This is a genomic window from Endobacter medicaginis, from assembly GCF_014192375.1.
GTDB classification, from domain to species: Bacteria; Pseudomonadota; Alphaproteobacteria; order Acetobacterales; family Acetobacteraceae; genus Endobacter; species Endobacter medicaginis.
The window spans coordinates 70,494-87,283 of record NZ_JACHXV010000006.1; the positions used below are offsets into that span (position 1 = coordinate 70,494).

General features: G+C 69.7%; 11 protein-coding genes. 4 read left to right on the forward strand and 7 right to left on the reverse strand.

Annotated elements, in window-relative coordinates; all coding sequences use genetic code 11:
- Positions 1-34: 34 nt before the first annotated feature.
- Genes FHR90_RS09575 through cls form a run of 3 tightly spaced genes read left to right on the forward strand, consistent with a single transcriptional unit; the run spans position 35 to position 6,633 of the window.
- Positions 35-3,655, forward strand: a complete 3,621-nt coding sequence (locus FHR90_RS09575; protein ID WP_183275133.1) for a hydantoinase B/oxoprolinase family protein — start codon at positions 35-37, stop codon at positions 3,653-3,655.
- Entirely contained in the window at positions 3,655-5,172 is a 1,518-nt protein-coding gene (locus FHR90_RS09580) for an alkaline phosphatase D family protein (RefSeq protein WP_183275134.1), read from the forward strand. Before FHR90_RS09575 ends, FHR90_RS09580 begins: the two co-directional genes overlap by 1 nt.
- A gap of 15 nt (positions 5,173-5,187) precedes the next feature.
- On the forward strand, positions 5,188-6,633 hold the full coding sequence (gene cls, locus FHR90_RS09585; protein WP_176621961.1) for a cardiolipin synthase: 1,446 nt from the start codon (positions 5,188-5,190) through the stop codon (positions 6,631-6,633).
- Between the two features lie 39 nt (positions 6,634-6,672).
- On the opposite strand, the gene FHR90_RS09590 is transcribed toward cls, so the two are convergent.
- Positions 6,673-7,962 carry an RsmB/NOP family class I SAM-dependent RNA methyltransferase gene (locus tag FHR90_RS09590; protein WP_176621962.1) on the reverse strand — a complete coding sequence of 430 codons (1,290 nt, stop codon included), beginning with the start codon at positions 7,960-7,962 and terminating at the stop codon, positions 6,673-6,675.
- A 93-nt stretch (positions 7,963-8,055) separates the two neighbouring features.
- A complete protein-coding gene (guaB, locus tag FHR90_RS09595) occupies positions 8,056-9,561 on the reverse strand; it encodes an IMP dehydrogenase (protein WP_176621963.1) in 1,506 nt (501 codons plus the stop codon).
- 218 nt (positions 9,562-9,779) lie between these two features.
- Between guaB and FHR90_RS09600 the strand changes: the two genes are divergently transcribed.
- Positions 9,780-10,349, forward strand: coding sequence for a peptidase S14 (locus FHR90_RS09600; RefSeq protein WP_176621964.1), 570 nt, complete (start codon positions 9,780-9,782; stop codon positions 10,347-10,349).
- Positions 10,350-10,363: 14 nt separating this feature from the next.
- Here the strand turns inward: FHR90_RS09600 and FHR90_RS09605 are convergent, their stop codons facing one another.
- Genes FHR90_RS09605 through FHR90_RS09625 form a run of 5 tightly spaced genes read right to left on the reverse strand, consistent with a single transcriptional unit; the run spans position 10,364 to position 16,754 of the window.
- Positions 10,364-11,560 carry a hybrid sensor histidine kinase/response regulator gene (locus FHR90_RS09605; RefSeq protein ID WP_176621965.1) on the reverse strand — a complete coding sequence of 399 codons (1,197 nt, stop codon included), beginning with the start codon at positions 11,558-11,560 and terminating at the stop codon, positions 10,364-10,366.
- Positions 11,557-12,138, reverse strand: a complete 582-nt coding sequence (locus FHR90_RS09610; RefSeq protein ID WP_266152630.1) for a chemotaxis protein CheB — start codon at positions 12,136-12,138, stop codon at positions 11,557-11,559. Before FHR90_RS09610 ends, FHR90_RS09605 begins: the two co-directional genes overlap by 4 nt.
- A complete protein-coding gene (locus tag FHR90_RS09615; RefSeq protein WP_266152631.1) occupies positions 12,135-12,968 on the reverse strand; it encodes a CheR family methyltransferase in 834 nt (277 codons plus the stop codon). The genes FHR90_RS09610 and FHR90_RS09615 overlap by 4 nt, the downstream gene beginning before the upstream one ends.
- Positions 12,965-16,414: a response regulator gene (locus FHR90_RS09620; RefSeq protein WP_221188247.1), complete on the reverse strand. Its 3,450-nt coding sequence runs from the start codon at positions 16,412-16,414 to the stop codon at positions 12,965-12,967. The genes FHR90_RS09615 and FHR90_RS09620 overlap by 4 nt, the downstream gene beginning before the upstream one ends.
- Positions 16,401-16,754 carry a hypothetical protein gene (locus tag FHR90_RS09625; protein WP_176622598.1) on the reverse strand — a complete coding sequence of 118 codons (354 nt, stop codon included), beginning with the start codon at positions 16,752-16,754 and terminating at the stop codon, positions 16,401-16,403. Before FHR90_RS09625 ends, FHR90_RS09620 begins: the two co-directional genes overlap by 14 nt.
- Positions 16,755-16,790: the final 36 nt, after the last annotated feature.

A 16,790-nucleotide genomic window follows, 5' to 3' on the forward strand; every position in this document is an offset into this window, starting at 1 on the left:
GAACGGGGGGCTCCGGCGGATGGAAGCTGAGAGCATGCCAGACAATTCGTCCGGGCACGAAACGGGCTGGCGGTTCTGGATCGATCGCGGCGGCACCTTCACCGACATCGTTGCACGGCACCCGGACGGACGGCTGTCGACGGCCAAGCTGCTCAGTGCCGCGCGCGCAGATGGCGAGGACGCGGCCCTCGCCGGTATCCGCGGCTTCCTCGGCCTCGCACCGAACGCGGCGATCCCCGCCGGCGTCATCGACGACGTGCGCATGGGCACCACGGTGGCGACCAACGCGCTGCTGGAACGGCGCGGGGCGCGCACGCTGCTGCTGGTCAATCGCGGCTTCGAGGACCTGCTCGAGATCGGCCCGCAGAGCCGGCCGCGCCTGTTCGATCTCGACATCATCCGCCCACCGGTGCTGTACGAGCGGGCCATCGGCATCGCCGGGCGCGTCGATGTGGACGGGGCGATCGTCGAGGCGCTCGATGAGGACGCGGCCCGCGACCACCTCGCACGCGCCCGGGCCGACGGCATCGCTTCCTGCGCGATCGCGCTGATCCATGCCTGGCGCCACCCGCAGATGGAGCAGCGCCTCGCCGAACTCGCCGTCGAGGCCGGGTTCGCGCATGTCTGCACCAGCCATGCCACCAGCCCGTCGCTACGCTTGGTGCCGCGCGCCGACACCACGCTTGCCGACGCCTATCTCTCGCCGGTGCTCCGCCGGCATGTCGATCGCGTCGCCGCCGGACTGGGAAAGACCCGGCTGCTGTTCATGCAGTCGCATGGCGGCCTCGCCGATGCGGCGTCGTTCAGCGGCAGGCACGCGATCCTGTCGGGTCCGGCAGGCGGCATCGTGGGGGCTGCGCGCACCGCGCAACGCGCCGGCTTCCAGCGCATCATCGGCTTCGACATGGGCGGGACCTCGACCGATGTGTGCCTGTTCGACGGCCGCTTCATACGCCGGCTCGACAGCGAGATCGCCGGAGTGCGGCTACGGGTGCCGATGCTGGCGATCCATACCGTGGCGGCGGGCGGCGGCTCGATCGTGCGGTTCGACGGCGCGCGGCTGTCGGTGGGCCCCGAGAGCGCCGGCGCCGATCCGGGACCGGCGGCCTATCGGCGCGACGGGCCACTGACCATCACCGATGCCAATCTGCGGCTCGGGCGCCTGCAGCCGGCACATTTTCCCGCCCTGTTCGGTGCGACGGGCACGGAGCCGCTCGATACCGCAATCGTGGAGGAGCGCTTCGAGCGGCTCGCGGCCGAGATCGGGGACGCCACCGGACGGACGATCGACCCGCGCGACGTGGCGGAGGGCGCGATCCGCATCGCGGTCGCGGCGATGGCGTCGGCGATCCGCGAGATCTCGACGGGACTGGGGCAGGATCTCGACGGATTCGTGCTGCACGGTTTCGGCGGTGCTGCCGGGCAGCATGTCTGCGGCGTCGCCGACGAGCTTGGTCTCACGCGCATCCTGCTGCATCCGCTGGCCGGGGTGCTGTCGGCCTACGGGATGGGGCTGGCCGAGCCGGCGGTGCTGCGCGAGCAGGCGGTGGAACGCACGCTGGACGCGGCGGCGCTGGCGGAGCTCGACACAATCGCCATCCGGCTCGAAGCCGAGGCCGGAGCGGCACTGGCCGCGCAGGGGGTGCGGCACTGGCGCGGCGAACGGCGCGTATTGCTGCGCCGGGCGGGGTCCGATGCGGCGCTGGCGGTGCGCCTCGCCGATCTGGCGACCATGCAGGCGGATTTTGCCGGGCAGCATCTGCGGCGGTTCGGGTTCGGCAGCCCGGATCAGGTTCTGGTCGCCGAAGCCGTGCTGGTCGAGGCGGAGGCGATCGCCGAGACGTTCGAGACACCGCTGCTGCCGGCGCGCGGCGAGACGCCGCTGGTGGCGATCGACGAGGTCTCGATCTGGCATGACGGCGCGGCGCATCGCAGCCGCGTGTTGCGACGCGACGACCTGCGCGCCGGCGACGTGATCGACGGGCCAGCGCTCATCGCCGAAGCGATCGGCACCATCTTCATCGCCCCCGGCTGGCGGGCCGGGATGGGCGGCGGTGGCGAGATCGTGCTCGACCGGGTCGCCGCACGCGCCGCCGGCACCGGGCGCTGCGACGATACCGCGCCCGACCCGGTGCGGCTGGAGATGTTCGCCAACCTGTTCATGCATGTCGCGGAACAATGCGGGCTGGTGCTGCGGCAGACGGCGCGCAGCGTCAACATCCGCGAGCGGCTGGATTTTTCCTGCGCGATCTTCGATGCGACAGGCGGGCTGGTCGCCAACGCACCGCATGTACCGGTGCATCTCGGCGCGATGGGCGAAAGCGTGCGTCATATCCTGAAAAAGCGCGCCGGAATGCTGCGGCCTGGCGACGTCATCGCGCTCAACGATCCCTATGCGGGCGGCACGCATCTGCCGGACATCACCGTGCTTACCCCGGTGTTCGGCCCGGACGGGCGCACGCTGCGCTTCTGGATGGGCGCGCGCGGCCATCATGCCGATATCGGCGGCGCCACCCCCGGCTCGACCCCGCCCGACTCCCGCAGCCTCGACGAGGAAGGGGTGGTGATCGACGATTTCCTGATCGTGTCCGAAGGGCGCCTGCGCGAGGCGGAGTTTTGCGACCTGCTGGCCGGCGCGCGCTTCCCGGCACGCTCGCCCGACACCAATGTCGCCGATCTCGTCGCCCAGATCGCCGCCAATGCCAACGGGGTGGCGGCACTGGAGACGATCGTCGCGCATCATGGCTGGGAGGTGGTGTGCGCCTATCTGGGGCATGTGCAGGACAATGCCGAAGCCCGCATCCGCCAGGTGATCGACCGTCTGACCGACGGGCGGATCGTCTATCCGATGGATGACGGGCGCGAACTGCATGTCGCGGTCAGCATCGATCGCGAGGCGCGCCGGGCGCGGATCGATTTCACCGGCACCTCGGCGCAGGACGAGGGCAATTTCAACGCACCCCCGGCGGTCACCCGCGCCGTGGTGCTGTATGTGTTCCGCTGCCTGGTGGGCGCGGACATCCCGCTCAACGAGGGCTGCCTGCGGCCGCTCGAGATCGTCATTCCCGAAGGCAGTTTCCTCGCGCCGCTTCCGGGTGCCGCGGTGGTGGCCGGCAACACCGAGATCAGCCAGGCGGTGTGCAACGCGCTGTTCCTAGCCCTCGGCGCGCTCGCCTGTTCGCAGGGGACGATGAACAACCTGCTGTTCGGCGATGCGACGCGACAATATTACGAGACGATCTGCGGCGGTGCGGGGGCCGGTCCGGGCTTCGACGGTGCGTCGGCGGTGCAGACGCACATGACCAACACGCGGATGACCGATCCGGAAGTGATGGAGCTTCGCTATCCGGTGCGGGTGGAGGAATTCTCCATCCGGCGCGGCTCGGGTGGCGATGGCCTCCATCGCGGCGGCGACGGCGCGGTCCGCCGGCTGCGCTTCCTCGAACCGATGACCGCGGTGGTGGTCGCCTCGCGGCGCACCCTCGCCCCGGCGGGGCTGGCGGGCGGCGATGACGGTGCGACGGGGCGGCAATGGGTCGAACGCGCCGACGGCCGCATCGCGGCGCTGCCCGGGCGAGTGCGCGTCGAGTGTGCCGCGGGCGACATCCTCGGCATCGCCACCCCCGGTGGCGGCGGATTCGGGGCGAGCTCCTGATGCGGCTCTCGCGACGGACGGTGCTGCGCGCAGCGCCGGCGCTCTGCACCCGACCCCTGCGCGCCGAAGCAGCCCCAGGCACCAGCTTTCCCTTCTCGGTCGCCTCCGGCGATCCCACCGACAGCTCCGTCATCCTCTGGACCCGGCTCGCCCGCGCCACGCATGACCCCGAGCCGGTCGCCGCCGGCCCGGTGACGGTCGAATGGTGCCTTGCCGAGGACAGGCATCTGTCGCGCGCGGTCCGGCGTGGAAACGCGCATGCCCTGCCTTGCAACGGCTTCAGCGTGCATGTCGACGTCACGGGGCTCGAACCCGATCGGCCATATTTCTACGCCTTCCGCCTGGGCGGACTTCAGAGCCCGGTCGGACGCACCCGGACCCTGCCGGACCGCCGGCGCCTGCCGTCCGGCGCCCGCATCGCGCTCGCGAGCTGCCAGGATTGGGAGAGCGGCTTTTTCGACGCCTACCGGGGCATGGTCGCCGACGACCCCGACCTTGTCCTGCATGTCGGGGACTACATCTATGACGTCACCCGGGGCGGCGGCGTCCGCGCGCACGAGACGCAGCGATTGCCGATGACGCTCGCGGACTACCGCGCGCGTCATGCGCTGTATCGCAGCGATCCGGCACTCCAGGCCGCCCACGAATCGCTCACCTTCGCCCTCATCCCCGACAATCACGACGCGCTGGAACAGGACAGCGACGATCCCGCCCAGCGTCGCCGTCGCGCGGCCGCCTGGCAGGCCTATGGCGAGTTCCTGCCGTTGCGACGCAGGGCCCGGCGCGGATCGGACTGGCTGCCGATCCATCGCAGCGTCGATATCGGCCGGCTGGCGCGGCTGTATCTGATGGATACGCGTCAGGTCCGGCGTGACGAGTTCGCCTGCGCCAGCAGCTCGGACCCGGCTTTCGGTCTCGGCGTCTACCAGCGCGCCTGCGAGGAGCTCGCGAACCCGACCCGCTCGATGCTCGGCAAAGTCCAGGAGCAATGGCTCGCCCACGACCTCGCGACCAGCCCGGCGGTGTGGAACGCGCTGGTCTCCACCGTCCTGGTCTCGCCGCTCGCCCTTCGCAACGGAGCGGACGCCTATGTCTATCCGGCGAGCTGGAGCGGCTATCCGCAGGATCGTCGCCGTTTGCTGGCCACGCTTCGTCGTCTCGGGGTCGCCAATCCGGTGGCGCTGTCGGGAGATCTGCATTCCACGCTGGTCGCGCAGGTCGTCGAACGCGCCGGCGACGACCCGCGCCGCAGCCTACTGCCGGAATTCCTCGGCACCTCGATCAGCTCGCTCTGGCCGGAGCCGCTGGCCGATCCAATCCGCTCCGCCCTGTCCGCCAACCCGCATGTCCTGCACTACGACCCGGCCCATCGCGGCTATCTGCTGTGTCACTTCACGGCCGCCAGCCTGACGGTGGAAACACGGCTGCTCTCGACCGCGTTGCAGCCGGGAGGCGTGATGCGGACGGGCGAGCGATTCGCGGTCCTGGCCGGCAATCCGGCGATCCATCGGCTTTGAGAAGAGAGTGTACACATGGCCTGGCACTGGATCGGCATCCTCGCGCATCTGCTGCTGCAGTTCGCGTTCATCATCCGAGTGCTGCTGCGGCCGCACCGGCTGCCGAGTTCGCGCATCGCCTGGATCGCGATCATCGGCGCGCTGCCGGTCATTGGCATGCTGGCCTATGTGGCTCTCGGCGAGGTCGATCCGAACCGGAAGATCATCGACCGCATCCGGCGCGCGATGCACGACCTGCCGATCCCGGGCGCGTCGGGGCAAGGGCTGCTCGATGTCGCCGCGCACTACCATCTGCCAACCGAGATGGTGCCGCTGTTCCGCATCGCGCAATCGATCAACGGCTACCCGGCGGTGCCGGGCAATCGCGGCGAGCTGTATCCCGACTCGGAGGTCGCGATGGTGGCCCTCGCGGCCGCAATCGATGCAGCGCGCGAGACGGTGCATGTGGCATTCTACATCTGGCTGCCGGACGGCAATGGCAGCCTGATCGCCGAGGCGCTGGTACGCGCGGCATCGCGTGGCGTGGTGTGCCGGGTGATGGTCGACGATATCGGCGGCCGCCACATCGTCAAATCGCCGCACTGGTCGGCGATGCAGCATGCCGGCGTGCGGCTGGTGCGTGCCCTGCCGGTCGGCAGCGTGCTGAAGAACCTCGCTCACGGGCGCTTCGACATGCGCAACCACCGCAAGATCGTGGTGATCGACAACCGCATCGGCTTCTGCGGCAGCCAGAACTGTGCCGATGCCGCCTTCCGCATCAAGGCGAAATACGCACCCTGGGTGGATGTATGGCTGCGGCTGGAGGGGCCGGTGGTGGCGCAGAACCAGCATCTGTTCGCCACCGACTGGATGGGACAGGTGGACGAGGACCTTTCGCCACTGTTCGCCGATCCGGCGCCGGCGATCGAGGGCGGGTTCGTCGCCTCCGCGGTCGGCACCTCGGCCGCGGTGCGCTATGCGGCGATGCCGGAACTGTTCGCCACCCTAATCGCCGCGGCCCAGGGCGAGCTGATGATCACCACGCCGTATTACGTGCCCGACGAGATCCTGCAGGGCTCGCTGTGTGCCACCGCACGTCGGGGCGTGGCGGTGACGATGATCATGCCGGCGCGCAATGATTCCTGGATCGTCGCGGGTGCGGCGCGCAGCTTCTATCGCGAACTGCTCGATGCCGGCGTGCGGATCTTCGAATACCCGCTCGGCCTGCTGCATGCCAAGACGATGACCATCGACGGCCACATCACCCTGATCGGCTCGGCCAACATGGACCGGCGCAGCTTCGACCTGAATTTCGAGAACAACGTGCTGCTCTACGACGCGGCGTTCACCGCGACGATCCGCGCACGGCAGCAGAGCTATCTGGGTGCGTCGAGCGAGGTCACCACCGAACAGGTCGATGCGTGGCCGGCCTGGCGGGTCCTAGCCAACAATGCGCTGGCGACCGTGGGGCCGGTGCTGTGAGGCGGCGGACAGCCCGTCGATATCGACCTCGCGACGCGCCTATGGCTGATCGGCGGGGTCCGGGTCGGGGGATGAGGCCTGTCTCTGCAGCACGGCGCCGAAGAAGCCGTCGGTGCCATTGGCATGCGGGGTCAGCGACAGGGTGCGCATCAGCGTGAAGCCCTGCGTGCGGGTGAGGAAGGCGTCGATCTGGGCGTCGTTTTCCTCTGCCAGCAGCGAGCAGGTGCCGTAGATCAGCTTGCCACCGGGTTTGACGAGGCGGGCGGCGGTATCGAGAATCTGGGACTGCTTGACGGTCAATTCGGCGAGGTCTTCGGGACGCAGGCGCAGGCGGGCGTCGGGGTTGCGGCGCCAAGTGCCGGTGCCGGTGCAGGGCGCGTCGACCAGCACTCGGTCGAAACTGCCGGCCCGCCGCTTGGCCCATTTGTCGCCGGGCTCCAGCAGATGGCGTTCGACGTTGTGCACGCCAGCGCGGCGGAGGCGTTTGACGGCCCCCTCAAGTCTCGGGGCAGAGACGTCGCAGGCGACGATCTGGCCGCGGTTCTGCATGGTCATCGCCAGGGCCAGCGTCTTGCCGCCCGCACCGGCGCAGTAGTCCACGACGCGCATCTCGGGGGTGGCCTCGACCAGGCCGACCAGGAGCTGGCTGCCCTCGTCCTGGATCTCGACCAGCCCGTCGCGGAAGGCGGCGGCTGACGTCACCGCCTGGCGGCCGGAGACGCGCAGGCCCCACGGCGACAGGCTGGTGGGCTCGGCGGTGATGCCGTCGCGGGCCAGGGCGGTGCGCGCGTCGTCGCGGGTAGCCTTGAGCAGGTTGACGCGCAGGTCGAGCGGAGCGGGCGCGGCCAGTGCTGCAAGTTCGCTTTCGAGTGCGGGGCCGAAACGGGCAGTGAGGTTCGGCACGATCCAGTCGGGGATCTCGTGACGCACGGCGAGCGGCATGCCAGGGTGGTCGAGCGTGTGGCCGTCGAGGGGGCGGAGGCGGCGCAGTTCCTCGGCGTCGAGTTCGGCCGGGGCATAGCGGCCGCCGGAGAAGCCGCGCGCGACGGAATCGAGCGGGCGGCCGTCGAGCATCTGGTGGGCGGCGACGAGCAGGCGCGGCGAGATGAAGTCGCGGGCGGCGGAGCCCTGCGCGAGCCACCAGTCGAGCCGGCGGCGGGCGCGCAGCACCGACCACACCAGGGCTGAGATCTCGCGGCGATCGGTGGAGCCGATGTAGCGGCGATCGCGGAAGAAGGCGTTGGCGACTGCGTCGGCCGGCTTGCGCGGCTGGCCCTCGATCTCGTCGAGCAGGTCGATGGCGGCGGCGGTGCGGGCGGCGGGGGTCATGAGCGGCACTTCCAGAAAACGGCCGTCAGACCCCACTCGGGATTGTGCCGTGGTGAGTCGGAGGCGCCTCAGGCGCCGCCCGGGCGGGGTCGTTCAGTCCTGCCTGTAGTTCGGCGCCTCGCGCGTGATCGCGACATCATGCACATGGCTCTCGCGCAGCCCCGCCCCGGTGATGCGGCGGAAGCGGGTGCGGGTCTGCAGATCGGCGATGGTGCCCGACCCGGTATAGCCCATGCCGGCGCGCAAGCCGCCCACGAGCTGGTGCACCACGGCCGCCATCGGGCCCTTGTAGGCGACGCGCCCTTCGATGCCCTCGGGCACCATCTTCAGCGTGTCCTTGATTTCCTGCTGGAAATAGCGGTCGGCGGAGCCGCGCGCCATCGCGCCGAGGCTGCCCATGCCGCGATAGGATTTGTACTGCCGGCCCTGGTAGAGGAACACCTCGCCCGGCGCCTCCTCGGTGCCGGCCAGCAGCGAGCCGATCATCACCACATCGGCCCCTGCCCCGATCGCCTTGACGATGTCGCCCGAGGTGCGCACGCCGCCATCGGCGATGGCGGGGATATCGCGCTCGTGACAGGCAGCCGCCGTCTCCATCACGGCGGAGAACTGCGGCACGCCGACACCGGCGACGACGCGGGTGGTGCAGATCGACCCCGGCCCGATGCCGATCTTGACCGCGTCGGCACCGGCGTCGATCAGCGCGAGCGCGGCCTCGGGGGTGGCGACGTTGCCGGCGATGACCTGCACCGCGTTCGACAGCCGCTTGAGCCGGTCGACCGCGCCCATCACGCCGCGCGAATGGCCGTGCGCGGTGTCGACCACCACAACATCGACGCCGGCCTCGATGAGGGCGGCGGCGCGGGCATAGCCGTCCTCGCCGACACCGGTGGCGGCGGCACAGCGCAGGCGGCCCATCTCGTCCTTGTTGGCGAGCGGGTAGGCCTCGGCCTTGTCCATGTCCTTCACCGTGATGAGACCGACGCAGCGACCCGCCTCGTCAACCACCAGCAGCTTCTCGATGCGGTGGCGGTGCAGCAGGGTGCGGGCCTCGTCGGGGGTGGCACCATGGGTGACGGTGACCAGGTTGTCGCGGGTCATCAGCGTGTCGACGCGAACATCGGGGTCGGTGGCGAAGCGGACGTCGCGGTTGGTGAGCATGCCGACCAGCCGGCCGGTGCCGGGCTCGACCACCGGCAGGCCGCTGATGCGCGCGCTGCTCATGATCGCGCGCACCTCGGCGAGCGTCTGGTGCGGATGGATGGTCAGCGGATCGACGACCATGCCGGATTCGAACTTCTTGACCCGGCGGACCTGGGCGGCCTGCTCCTCGATGGACAGATTCTTGTGGATGACGCCGATGCCGCCCTGCTGGGCCATGGCGATCGCCATCCCCTCCTCGGTGACGGTATCCATCGCCGACGACATCAGCGGGATGTTGAGCCCGATGGTGCGGGTCAGGCGCGATGAGGTGCGGGTGGATGAGGGCAGGACCTCGGAATAGCCGGGCTCGGCGAGCACGTCGTCGAAGGCCAGCGCCTCGACGATGCGGCTCTGCGCGAGGCGCTCACGGAAGCCGAGAGGACTGGAATCTGCCATGGTACACCCCCTGAGGCGACGGCCCCCGGCCGCTGCAACCTTGGCGGGGCTACATAAGCCGATGTGGCCGATGACGCAATGCAGCATGCGCGATCGTGGAGGCTCCGAACACAATGCCGCGATGCGGCCACCACATGGCCGCTCCCCGTCGGTGAGGGGCGAACTCGCATGGCGCCGCCGCGTCTGGCGCCTGACCCGTAGATTGGAGACCCGAACCGATGACCGCCCCCTTGCTCAGCGCCGAGCAGTTCCGCAACCCGCCGATCCGCCTTTCCGGCGGCGTCGACTACACGATGTACGAGAATTTCCGCCAGCAGCTTGCCCTCGCCCCGCTCGAGGGCGTGGTGGCGATCGAGCTGTCCACGCTGGGCGGCGACCCCGAAGTGGCGAGGATGATGGGCGAGGATGTCCGCTTCCACAGCGACCTCGATCTGAACCGTCGCTTCGTGTTCCTCGGCAAGGCGGCGATCTACTCGGCCGGCACCACCTTCATGAGCTTCTTCGCCACCGAGAACCGCTATCTCACCCGTGGCGCGCGACTGATGATCCATGAGCGCAAGATGAGCAAGCAGATGACGGTGGACGGTCCGCTGACCACCTGCATCGCCTCGCTCAAGGCGACGCTGCACGAGATCGAGGCGTCGATCGTCATCCAAAACGAGGGCTTCGAGAACCTGATCCGCGGTTCGTCGGTGAGCATGGACGAAGTCCTGCGACGCGCGCCGGAAAACTGGTATATCGAGGCCAACGAGGCGCTGCGTCTGGGGCTGATCGCCGCAGTGCTGTAAGACGCGGTGGCGGGTCAGCCGGCGGCGCCCCGCATCCGTACGGTGCCGGTCGGTGCCATCGCCTCCACGTCAAGACGCGGCAGCGTCACGCTGAACCGACTGCCGCAGCCGGCCCCCTGGCTGTGCACCTCGATGCTGCCGCCATGCAGCTGCACGAGCTGCCTGACCAGGGCGAGCCCGATGCCGAGGCCGCCCTGGGCATGGGTGCGATGGTCGTCCACCTGGGCGAACATCTGGAAGATCTGTGCCTGCTGGTCGGGCGGGATACCGATGCCGTCGTCGCTCACCACGATCCGTACCGATGCCTCACCGATCTCGGCGGACAGGGTGATGCGCCCGCCACGCGGGGTATATTTGGCCGCATTGCCGAGCAAGTTGGCGATGATCTGCGCCAGCCGGGTGCGATCGGCCTCGATCGCGGCGGTGTGTTCCGGCGGGATGTAGGTGAAGCTGTGCCCCGCCGCCTCCATCACCGGCTGCGCGGAGTCGGCGGCGGCGGTCAGCACATCGAGCAGATCCAGCTTCTCGCGCTGCAGCGAAATCTTGCCCGCACTCACCCGCGAGACGTCGAGCAGGTCGTCGATCAGCCTGACCAGATGGTCGAGTTGCTGCTCCATCAGCCCGCGTACCCGTCCGGTCCGGTCCGGGACGGGGCGGTCGTCGGACGGCTCGGCGCGCAGCAGCAGCCGCAGCCCGGCCTGAAGCGAGGCGATCGGGTTGCGAAGCTCGTGCGCGACGATCGCCAGCATGCGGTCCTTGGTCTGATCGGCCAGACGCAGCGCCGCCGCATAGGCCTCGAGCTCGTCGCGCTGGGCAAGGATCTGCTGGCGCTGACGGTCGAGATCGAAGAACACCCGCGCCTTGCTGCGCAGGATGTCAGGCTCGATCGGCTTGCCGATGAAATCGACCGCGCCCGCCTCGTAGCCGCGGAAGCGACGCTGACGGTCGGTGCTGCCGGCGGTGACGAAGATGATCGGCACATGGCGGGTGCGCTCGTTGCCGCGCATGAACTCGGCGAGTTCGAAGCCGTCCATACCCGGCATCTGCACGTCGACCAGCGCGAGCGCCACCTCGTGACGCAGCAGCAGCTCAAGCGCCTCCACCCCGGACCGCGCCTTGAGCAGCCGGAGGTCGCCGCCGCGCAGCAGCGCCTCCAGTGACAGCAGATTCTCGTCGAGATCGTCGACCAGCAGGCAGCAGACCTGGCTCATGGCGCCAGCCTGCACGCCGGCAGGCCGCTTAGCAAGCCGGCGATCTGCGCCAGGCCGAGAACCCGCGCCGCGGGTGCCGCAGCGATGGCGGCGCGCGGCATGAAATCGGCCTGAGCCTCGGCCGGGTCCTGCACGATCGCCAGCCCGCCCGCCTGCACGACGCACCGCAGTCCGGCGGCGCCATCGGCGTTCGCGCCGGTCAGCACGATCGCGACCAGCCCGGTGCCATAGGCGGCGGCTGCGGTCTCGAACAGCACATCCACCGCAGGGCGGGAAAACGACACCGCCTCGTCGGTCGACAGCGCCAGCGACTCGGGGGTCTCGACCAGCAGGTGATAGTCGGGCGGGGCGAAATAGACGATGCCGGGCTGGATGGGGTCCTTGTCCTCGGCCTCGCGTACTGTCAGCCCGCAGGTCTCGGCAAACAGCGCAGCCAGCGCGTTGCGCCGTCCGGGTGGCACATGCACCACCACGAATACCGGCAGCGCGAAATCGGCCGGCAGCGCCGGCAGCAGGGCCATCAGCGCCTGCACCGCGCCGGCGGAGGCGCCGATCGCCACTGCGCGCGGTGCGTTCACGCCTCGCACTTCTGATAGATCCGCTCATCGGCGGCGAAGGCACGGAACGCGCCGGCATGGGCGGAGAAGCGCAGGCTCTCGCGCGAGCCGAGGCCGAGAAAGCCCCGCCGTGCCAGCGAGTCGCGAAACAGACCGACCGCGCGGTCCTGGAGCGTGCGGTCGAAATAGATCATCACGTTGCGGCACGAGATCAGGTTCATCTCGCCGAACACCGCGTCCGACACCAGGGAGTGATCGGAAAACACCACGCGCTCGCGCAGCGACTGCGCGAACACCGCCCGCCCGTAGGCGGCGCTGTAGTACTCCGACAGCGACCAACGGCCGCCGGAACGGCGATGGTTCTCGGTGAAGCCGCGGATGCGGTCGAGCGCATAGACGCCGTCGCGGGCCATGCGCAGGGCCTCGGGGTTGATGTCGGTGGCGTAGAACAGGGTGCGGTTCTCGAGTCCCTCCTCGCGGAACAGGATCACCAGCGAATAGAGCTCCTCGCCGGTCGAACACCCCGCGACCCAGACCTTGAGCGACGGATAGGTGCGCAGGTGTGGCACGACGCTCTCGCGGATGGCGCGGAAATACTCCGGGTCGCGGAACATCTCGCTGACCTGCACGGTGAGGTAGCCGAGCAGGCGCGGCAGCACGGTCTCGTCGTGCAGCAGCGCATCCTGCATCGCACCGTAGCTGGCAAAACCCAGCGCGGCGCGCGCGGCGCGCAGGCGGCGGCGCAGCGAGGCAAAGGCATACTGGCGGAAATCGTAGTGATAGCGCTGCACCAGCGCATCCAGCAGCAGCCGGATCTCGATATCCTCGACCTGCGTGACCGCCTCGCTCACGCAGGCGGCATCCACACGCGCACCAGCGACAGCAGCCGGTCCACATCGAGCGGCTTGGCTATGTAGTCCGATGCCCCCGCCTCGATGCAGCTTGCCTGGTCGTCGGGCATCGCCTTGGCGGTGAGCGCGATCATCGGCAATTTGCGCCAGTGCGGCTGCTCGCGGATGCGCCGCATGGCCGTCAGTCCATCCATCACCGGCATCATCACGTCCATCAGCACCAGGTCGATCGCCTTGCCCGCATCCGCGTGACCACGCTCCAGAGCCTCGATCGCCTCGACGCCGTTGCGGGCGATCTCGACGATGGCGCCGCGCGGCTCGAGGATGTTGGTCAGCGAGAAGACGTTGCGGATGTCGTCCTCGACGATGAGGATGCGCCGGCCCTCGAGGATCGCGTCGCGGTTGCGCGCGCGGCGGATCATCGACTGTTGCTGGGGCGGCAGCTCGGCCACCACCTGATGCAGGAACAGGGCGACCTCGTCGAGCAGGCGCTCGGGCGACTTCGCACCCTTGATGATGATCGATTTCGAGTAGCGACGCAGGCGCTGCTCCTCGTCGGCGGCGAGGTCGCGGCCGGTATAGACGATGACCGGCGGCAGGGCATAGGCGCCCTCCCCGCTCAGCGTCTCCAGCAGGCTGAAGCCGGACGCGTCCGGCAGCGCGAGATCGAGCACCATGCAGTCGAAGCGCTGCGCGTCGGCACGCAGCAGGTCGAGACATTCGGCGGCGGTGCCGACGCCGACGATCTCCACGTCGGGTGCGGCCAGCAGCCGGCTGACCGCCTCGCGCTGCACGGGATCGTCCTCGACCACCAGCACGCGGCGCGTCCCCGGCGCGAGCCGGCGTTCGAGCCCGGTGAACACCGCCGCCAGTTCCTCCGGCCGCACCGGCTTGAGGGCATAGCCGACCGCGCCCAGCGACAGTGCGGTCTGCGCATGATCGGCGCCGGAGACGACATGAACGGGAATGTGGCGGGTCCGCACGTCGCTCTTGAACCGGTCCAGCACGGCGAGGCCGGACTGGTCGGGCAGGCCGACATCCAGCACCACCGCGTGTGGCACGAGGCTCGCTGCGACATTGAGGGCGTCCTCGGCGGTGCCGGCGACCAGCACCTCGAAGCCCATGTGCCGTGCCCGGTCGCGCAGCACGGTGGCGAAGCCGGCATCGTCCTCCACCACCAGCAGCACCCGGCGTTGACCGCTCAGCCGGGCACGGTCGTCCTCCACCACCGAGAGCGGGACGTGAGCGCGAGCGGGGACAGGAGCGGCCGCGGGGTGCTCGGGGATCGCAGGCCCCGAGAGCGACGGCCCGTCGGGCACGGCGACGGACGGCGACGCGCCTGCGCCCGGCAGCGTCACGGTGAAGACGCTGCCCTCGCCCGGCGTGCTGCGCAGAGAGATCTGTCCGCCCAGCAGCCGCACCAGCTCGCGCGAGATCGACAACCCCAGCCCGGTGCCGCCGAAACGGCGCGAGATGGTGCCGTCGGCCTGCTGGAAGGCCTCGAAGATCGCCTGGCTCTGTTCGGGTGCGATGCCGATGCCGCTGTCGGTCACCGCGAAGGCGATGCCGCCCCCCGGCGCGGGCGCGATGGCCAGGCTCACCCCTCCGGCCTCGGTGAATTTCAGCGCATTGGCCAGCAGGTTGCGCAGGACCTGTTCGACGCGCTGCCGATCGGTCTCGATCACCTCGGGCGCGTCAGCGGCGATGTCGATCGCGAACGTCAGCCCCTTGCTGGCAGCGAGCGGGGCGAACATCGCGCGCAACGAGGCGGCCAGGCGCGACAGCGCCACCGGCTCCAGCCGGAGTTCGACATGGCCGGCCTCGATCTTCGACAGGTCGAGAATGTCGTTGATCAATGTCAGCAGGTCGTTGCCGGACGCCTCGATGGTCTGCGCGAAACGCACCTGTTCGGCGCTGAGGTTGCCGTCCGGGTTCTCGGCCAGCAGCCGCGAGAGGATCAGCGACGAATTCAGCGGCGTGCGCAGCTCGTGCGACATGTTGGCGAGGAAGGCGGACTTGTAGGTGCTGGCGCGCTGCAGCTCGGCGGCCTTGGCCTCGACGGCGGCCTTGGCCCGCTCCAGCTCGTCACGCTGCGCCTCGAGCTGCGTCGCCTGCTCGGAGAGCTGGTTGTTGCTGGCCTCCAGTTCGGCCTGCTGATGTTCGAGGCGGGCCGAGGATTCGCGCAGTGCCCGGCCCTGCTCCTCCAGCTCCTCGTTGGTGACCCGCAGCTCCTCGCCCTGCACCTGGAGCTCGTCGGTCTGGCGCTGCGCCTGTGACAGCAGGCGGGAGAGCTCGGCGCGGAAGCGCGCCGTCCGCAGCGCGACGGCGATCGCAGCACCAGCCTCGGCCATGAATTCCATCACCGCGGGTGTGGGAGCGGTACGGAAACCAAGCTCGACCACCCCCTGCAGCACCCCGTCGGCCATGATCGGCGCGATCAGCAGGTGCCGGGGTGTGTGCCGCCCCATGGCGGAGCCGAACACCAGGAAATCATCCGGCACGTCGTCGAGCACCAGCGTCCGGCGACTGGCCGCCACCCGGCCCAGCATGCCCTCGCCGGTGGCGAAGCGCTGAAGGATCGCGGCATCGGCCGGAACGCCGCTGGTGGCGATGCGCACGAATCCGTCCGAGGCATCATCCGCCATGAACAGGGCAGCCGCCTTGGCATCGAGGATGTCGCACAGCGCGGCGGCGACGCGGCTGCCGAGCGAGGCGGGACCCTCCTCGCCCAGCAACTCGCCGGACAGCGCCACCAGCCCGCCCTGCTGCCATTGCTGGGCGCGCCGGCGTCTTGCGACACGCCGCAGCGACAGCCCGACCAGCGCGGTCATCGCCACGCCCAGGACGCCGAGCAGCACCGCGCTGGCCAGCGCCCGGACATAGGCGGAATCCATCTCGTCCAGCCGCTGCAGCCGCTGCGCCGCCTCGGACTGCGACATCGCCGCCAGTTCGCTGCGGATCGCATCCATCTCGACGCGGCCACGATCGGTGCGCACCGCCGCCAGCGCGCCCGCATGATCGCCGCCGCGGGCGAGCTCGACGGTCTGGCGCAGCTCGGCCAGCTTGGCCTCGACATGACGGCGCATCATCGCCAGCCACTCCGCCTGCGCCGGGTCTCCCTCGATCAGTCGCGCCAGACGATCGAGATCGGGCGCGGCACGCGACTGCGCGTTCTCGTAAGGGATCAGATAACGCTCCTCGCCCAGCAGCAGATAACCGCGCTGACCGGTCTCGGCGTCCTGCATGTCGCTCATCAGCCCGTCGAGTGCGACGATGACATCGTGCGAATGCCCCACCGCCGCCACATCCCGACGCAGGACCCGAACGTTCATGGTGGTGATCGCCGCGCCGAACAGGAAGAACAGCGCCAGCGCGATGATGCCGCCGGCGGCCCAGCGATCGGCCACCCGGATCAGACGCTGCGCCGCGCTGCTATTCGACGACAAGGCGCGCGACCACCTGGCGATGACGCCAGTCCACCAGCAGAACGCGATCCGGCCCGCCACCGCTCACGGTGAGGGCCACCAACCCGTCCACCTGGCTGACCGAGACGATCCGGCTGCCGGCCGGCTCGCCCAGATGCAGCGGATCGAACGCGGCCATCGGCGCGGCATCCCCGGGCGCTGCCACCGGCACGCCAACGCCCCCCGGCGCAGCAGCGGGGCGCAGATGCCCGCGCAACACGATCGCCACAACCAGGGCGATGGTGCCGAACACCAGCATCACCCCCATCACCACCACCGCGACACTCAGCGCGCGCGGCACGGTTTTGCTCGAATCCGACATCCCTGCCGCCCTGACGACACCAACGCCCCTGTGTCG

Coding starts and splice junctions, on each gene's coding strand:
- FHR90_RS09575 (WP_183275133.1), top strand. CDS start 35: ATGCCAGACAATTCGTCCGGGCACGAAACGGGCTGGCGGTTCTGGATC.
- FHR90_RS09580 (WP_183275134.1), top strand. CDS start 3,655: ATGCGGCTCTCGCGACGGACGGTGCTGCGCGCAGCGCCGGCGCTCTGC.
- cls (WP_176621961.1), top strand. CDS start 5,188: ATGGCCTGGCACTGGATCGGCATCCTCGCGCATCTGCTGCTGCAGTTC.
- FHR90_RS09590 (WP_176621962.1), bottom strand. CDS start 7,962: ATGACCCCCGCCGCCCGCACCGCCGCCGCCATCGACCTGCTCGACGAG.
- guaB (WP_176621963.1), bottom strand. CDS start 9,561: ATGGCAGATTCCAGTCCTCTCGGCTTCCGTGAGCGCCTCGCGCAGAGC.
- FHR90_RS09600 (WP_176621964.1), top strand. CDS start 9,780: ATGACCGCCCCCTTGCTCAGCGCCGAGCAGTTCCGCAACCCGCCGATC.
- FHR90_RS09605 (WP_176621965.1), bottom strand. CDS start 11,560: ATGAGCCAGGTCTGCTGCCTGCTGGTCGACGATCTCGACGAGAATCTG.
- FHR90_RS09625 (WP_176622598.1), bottom strand. CDS start 16,754: ATGTCGGATTCGAGCAAAACCGTGCCGCGCGCGCTGAGTGTCGCGGTG.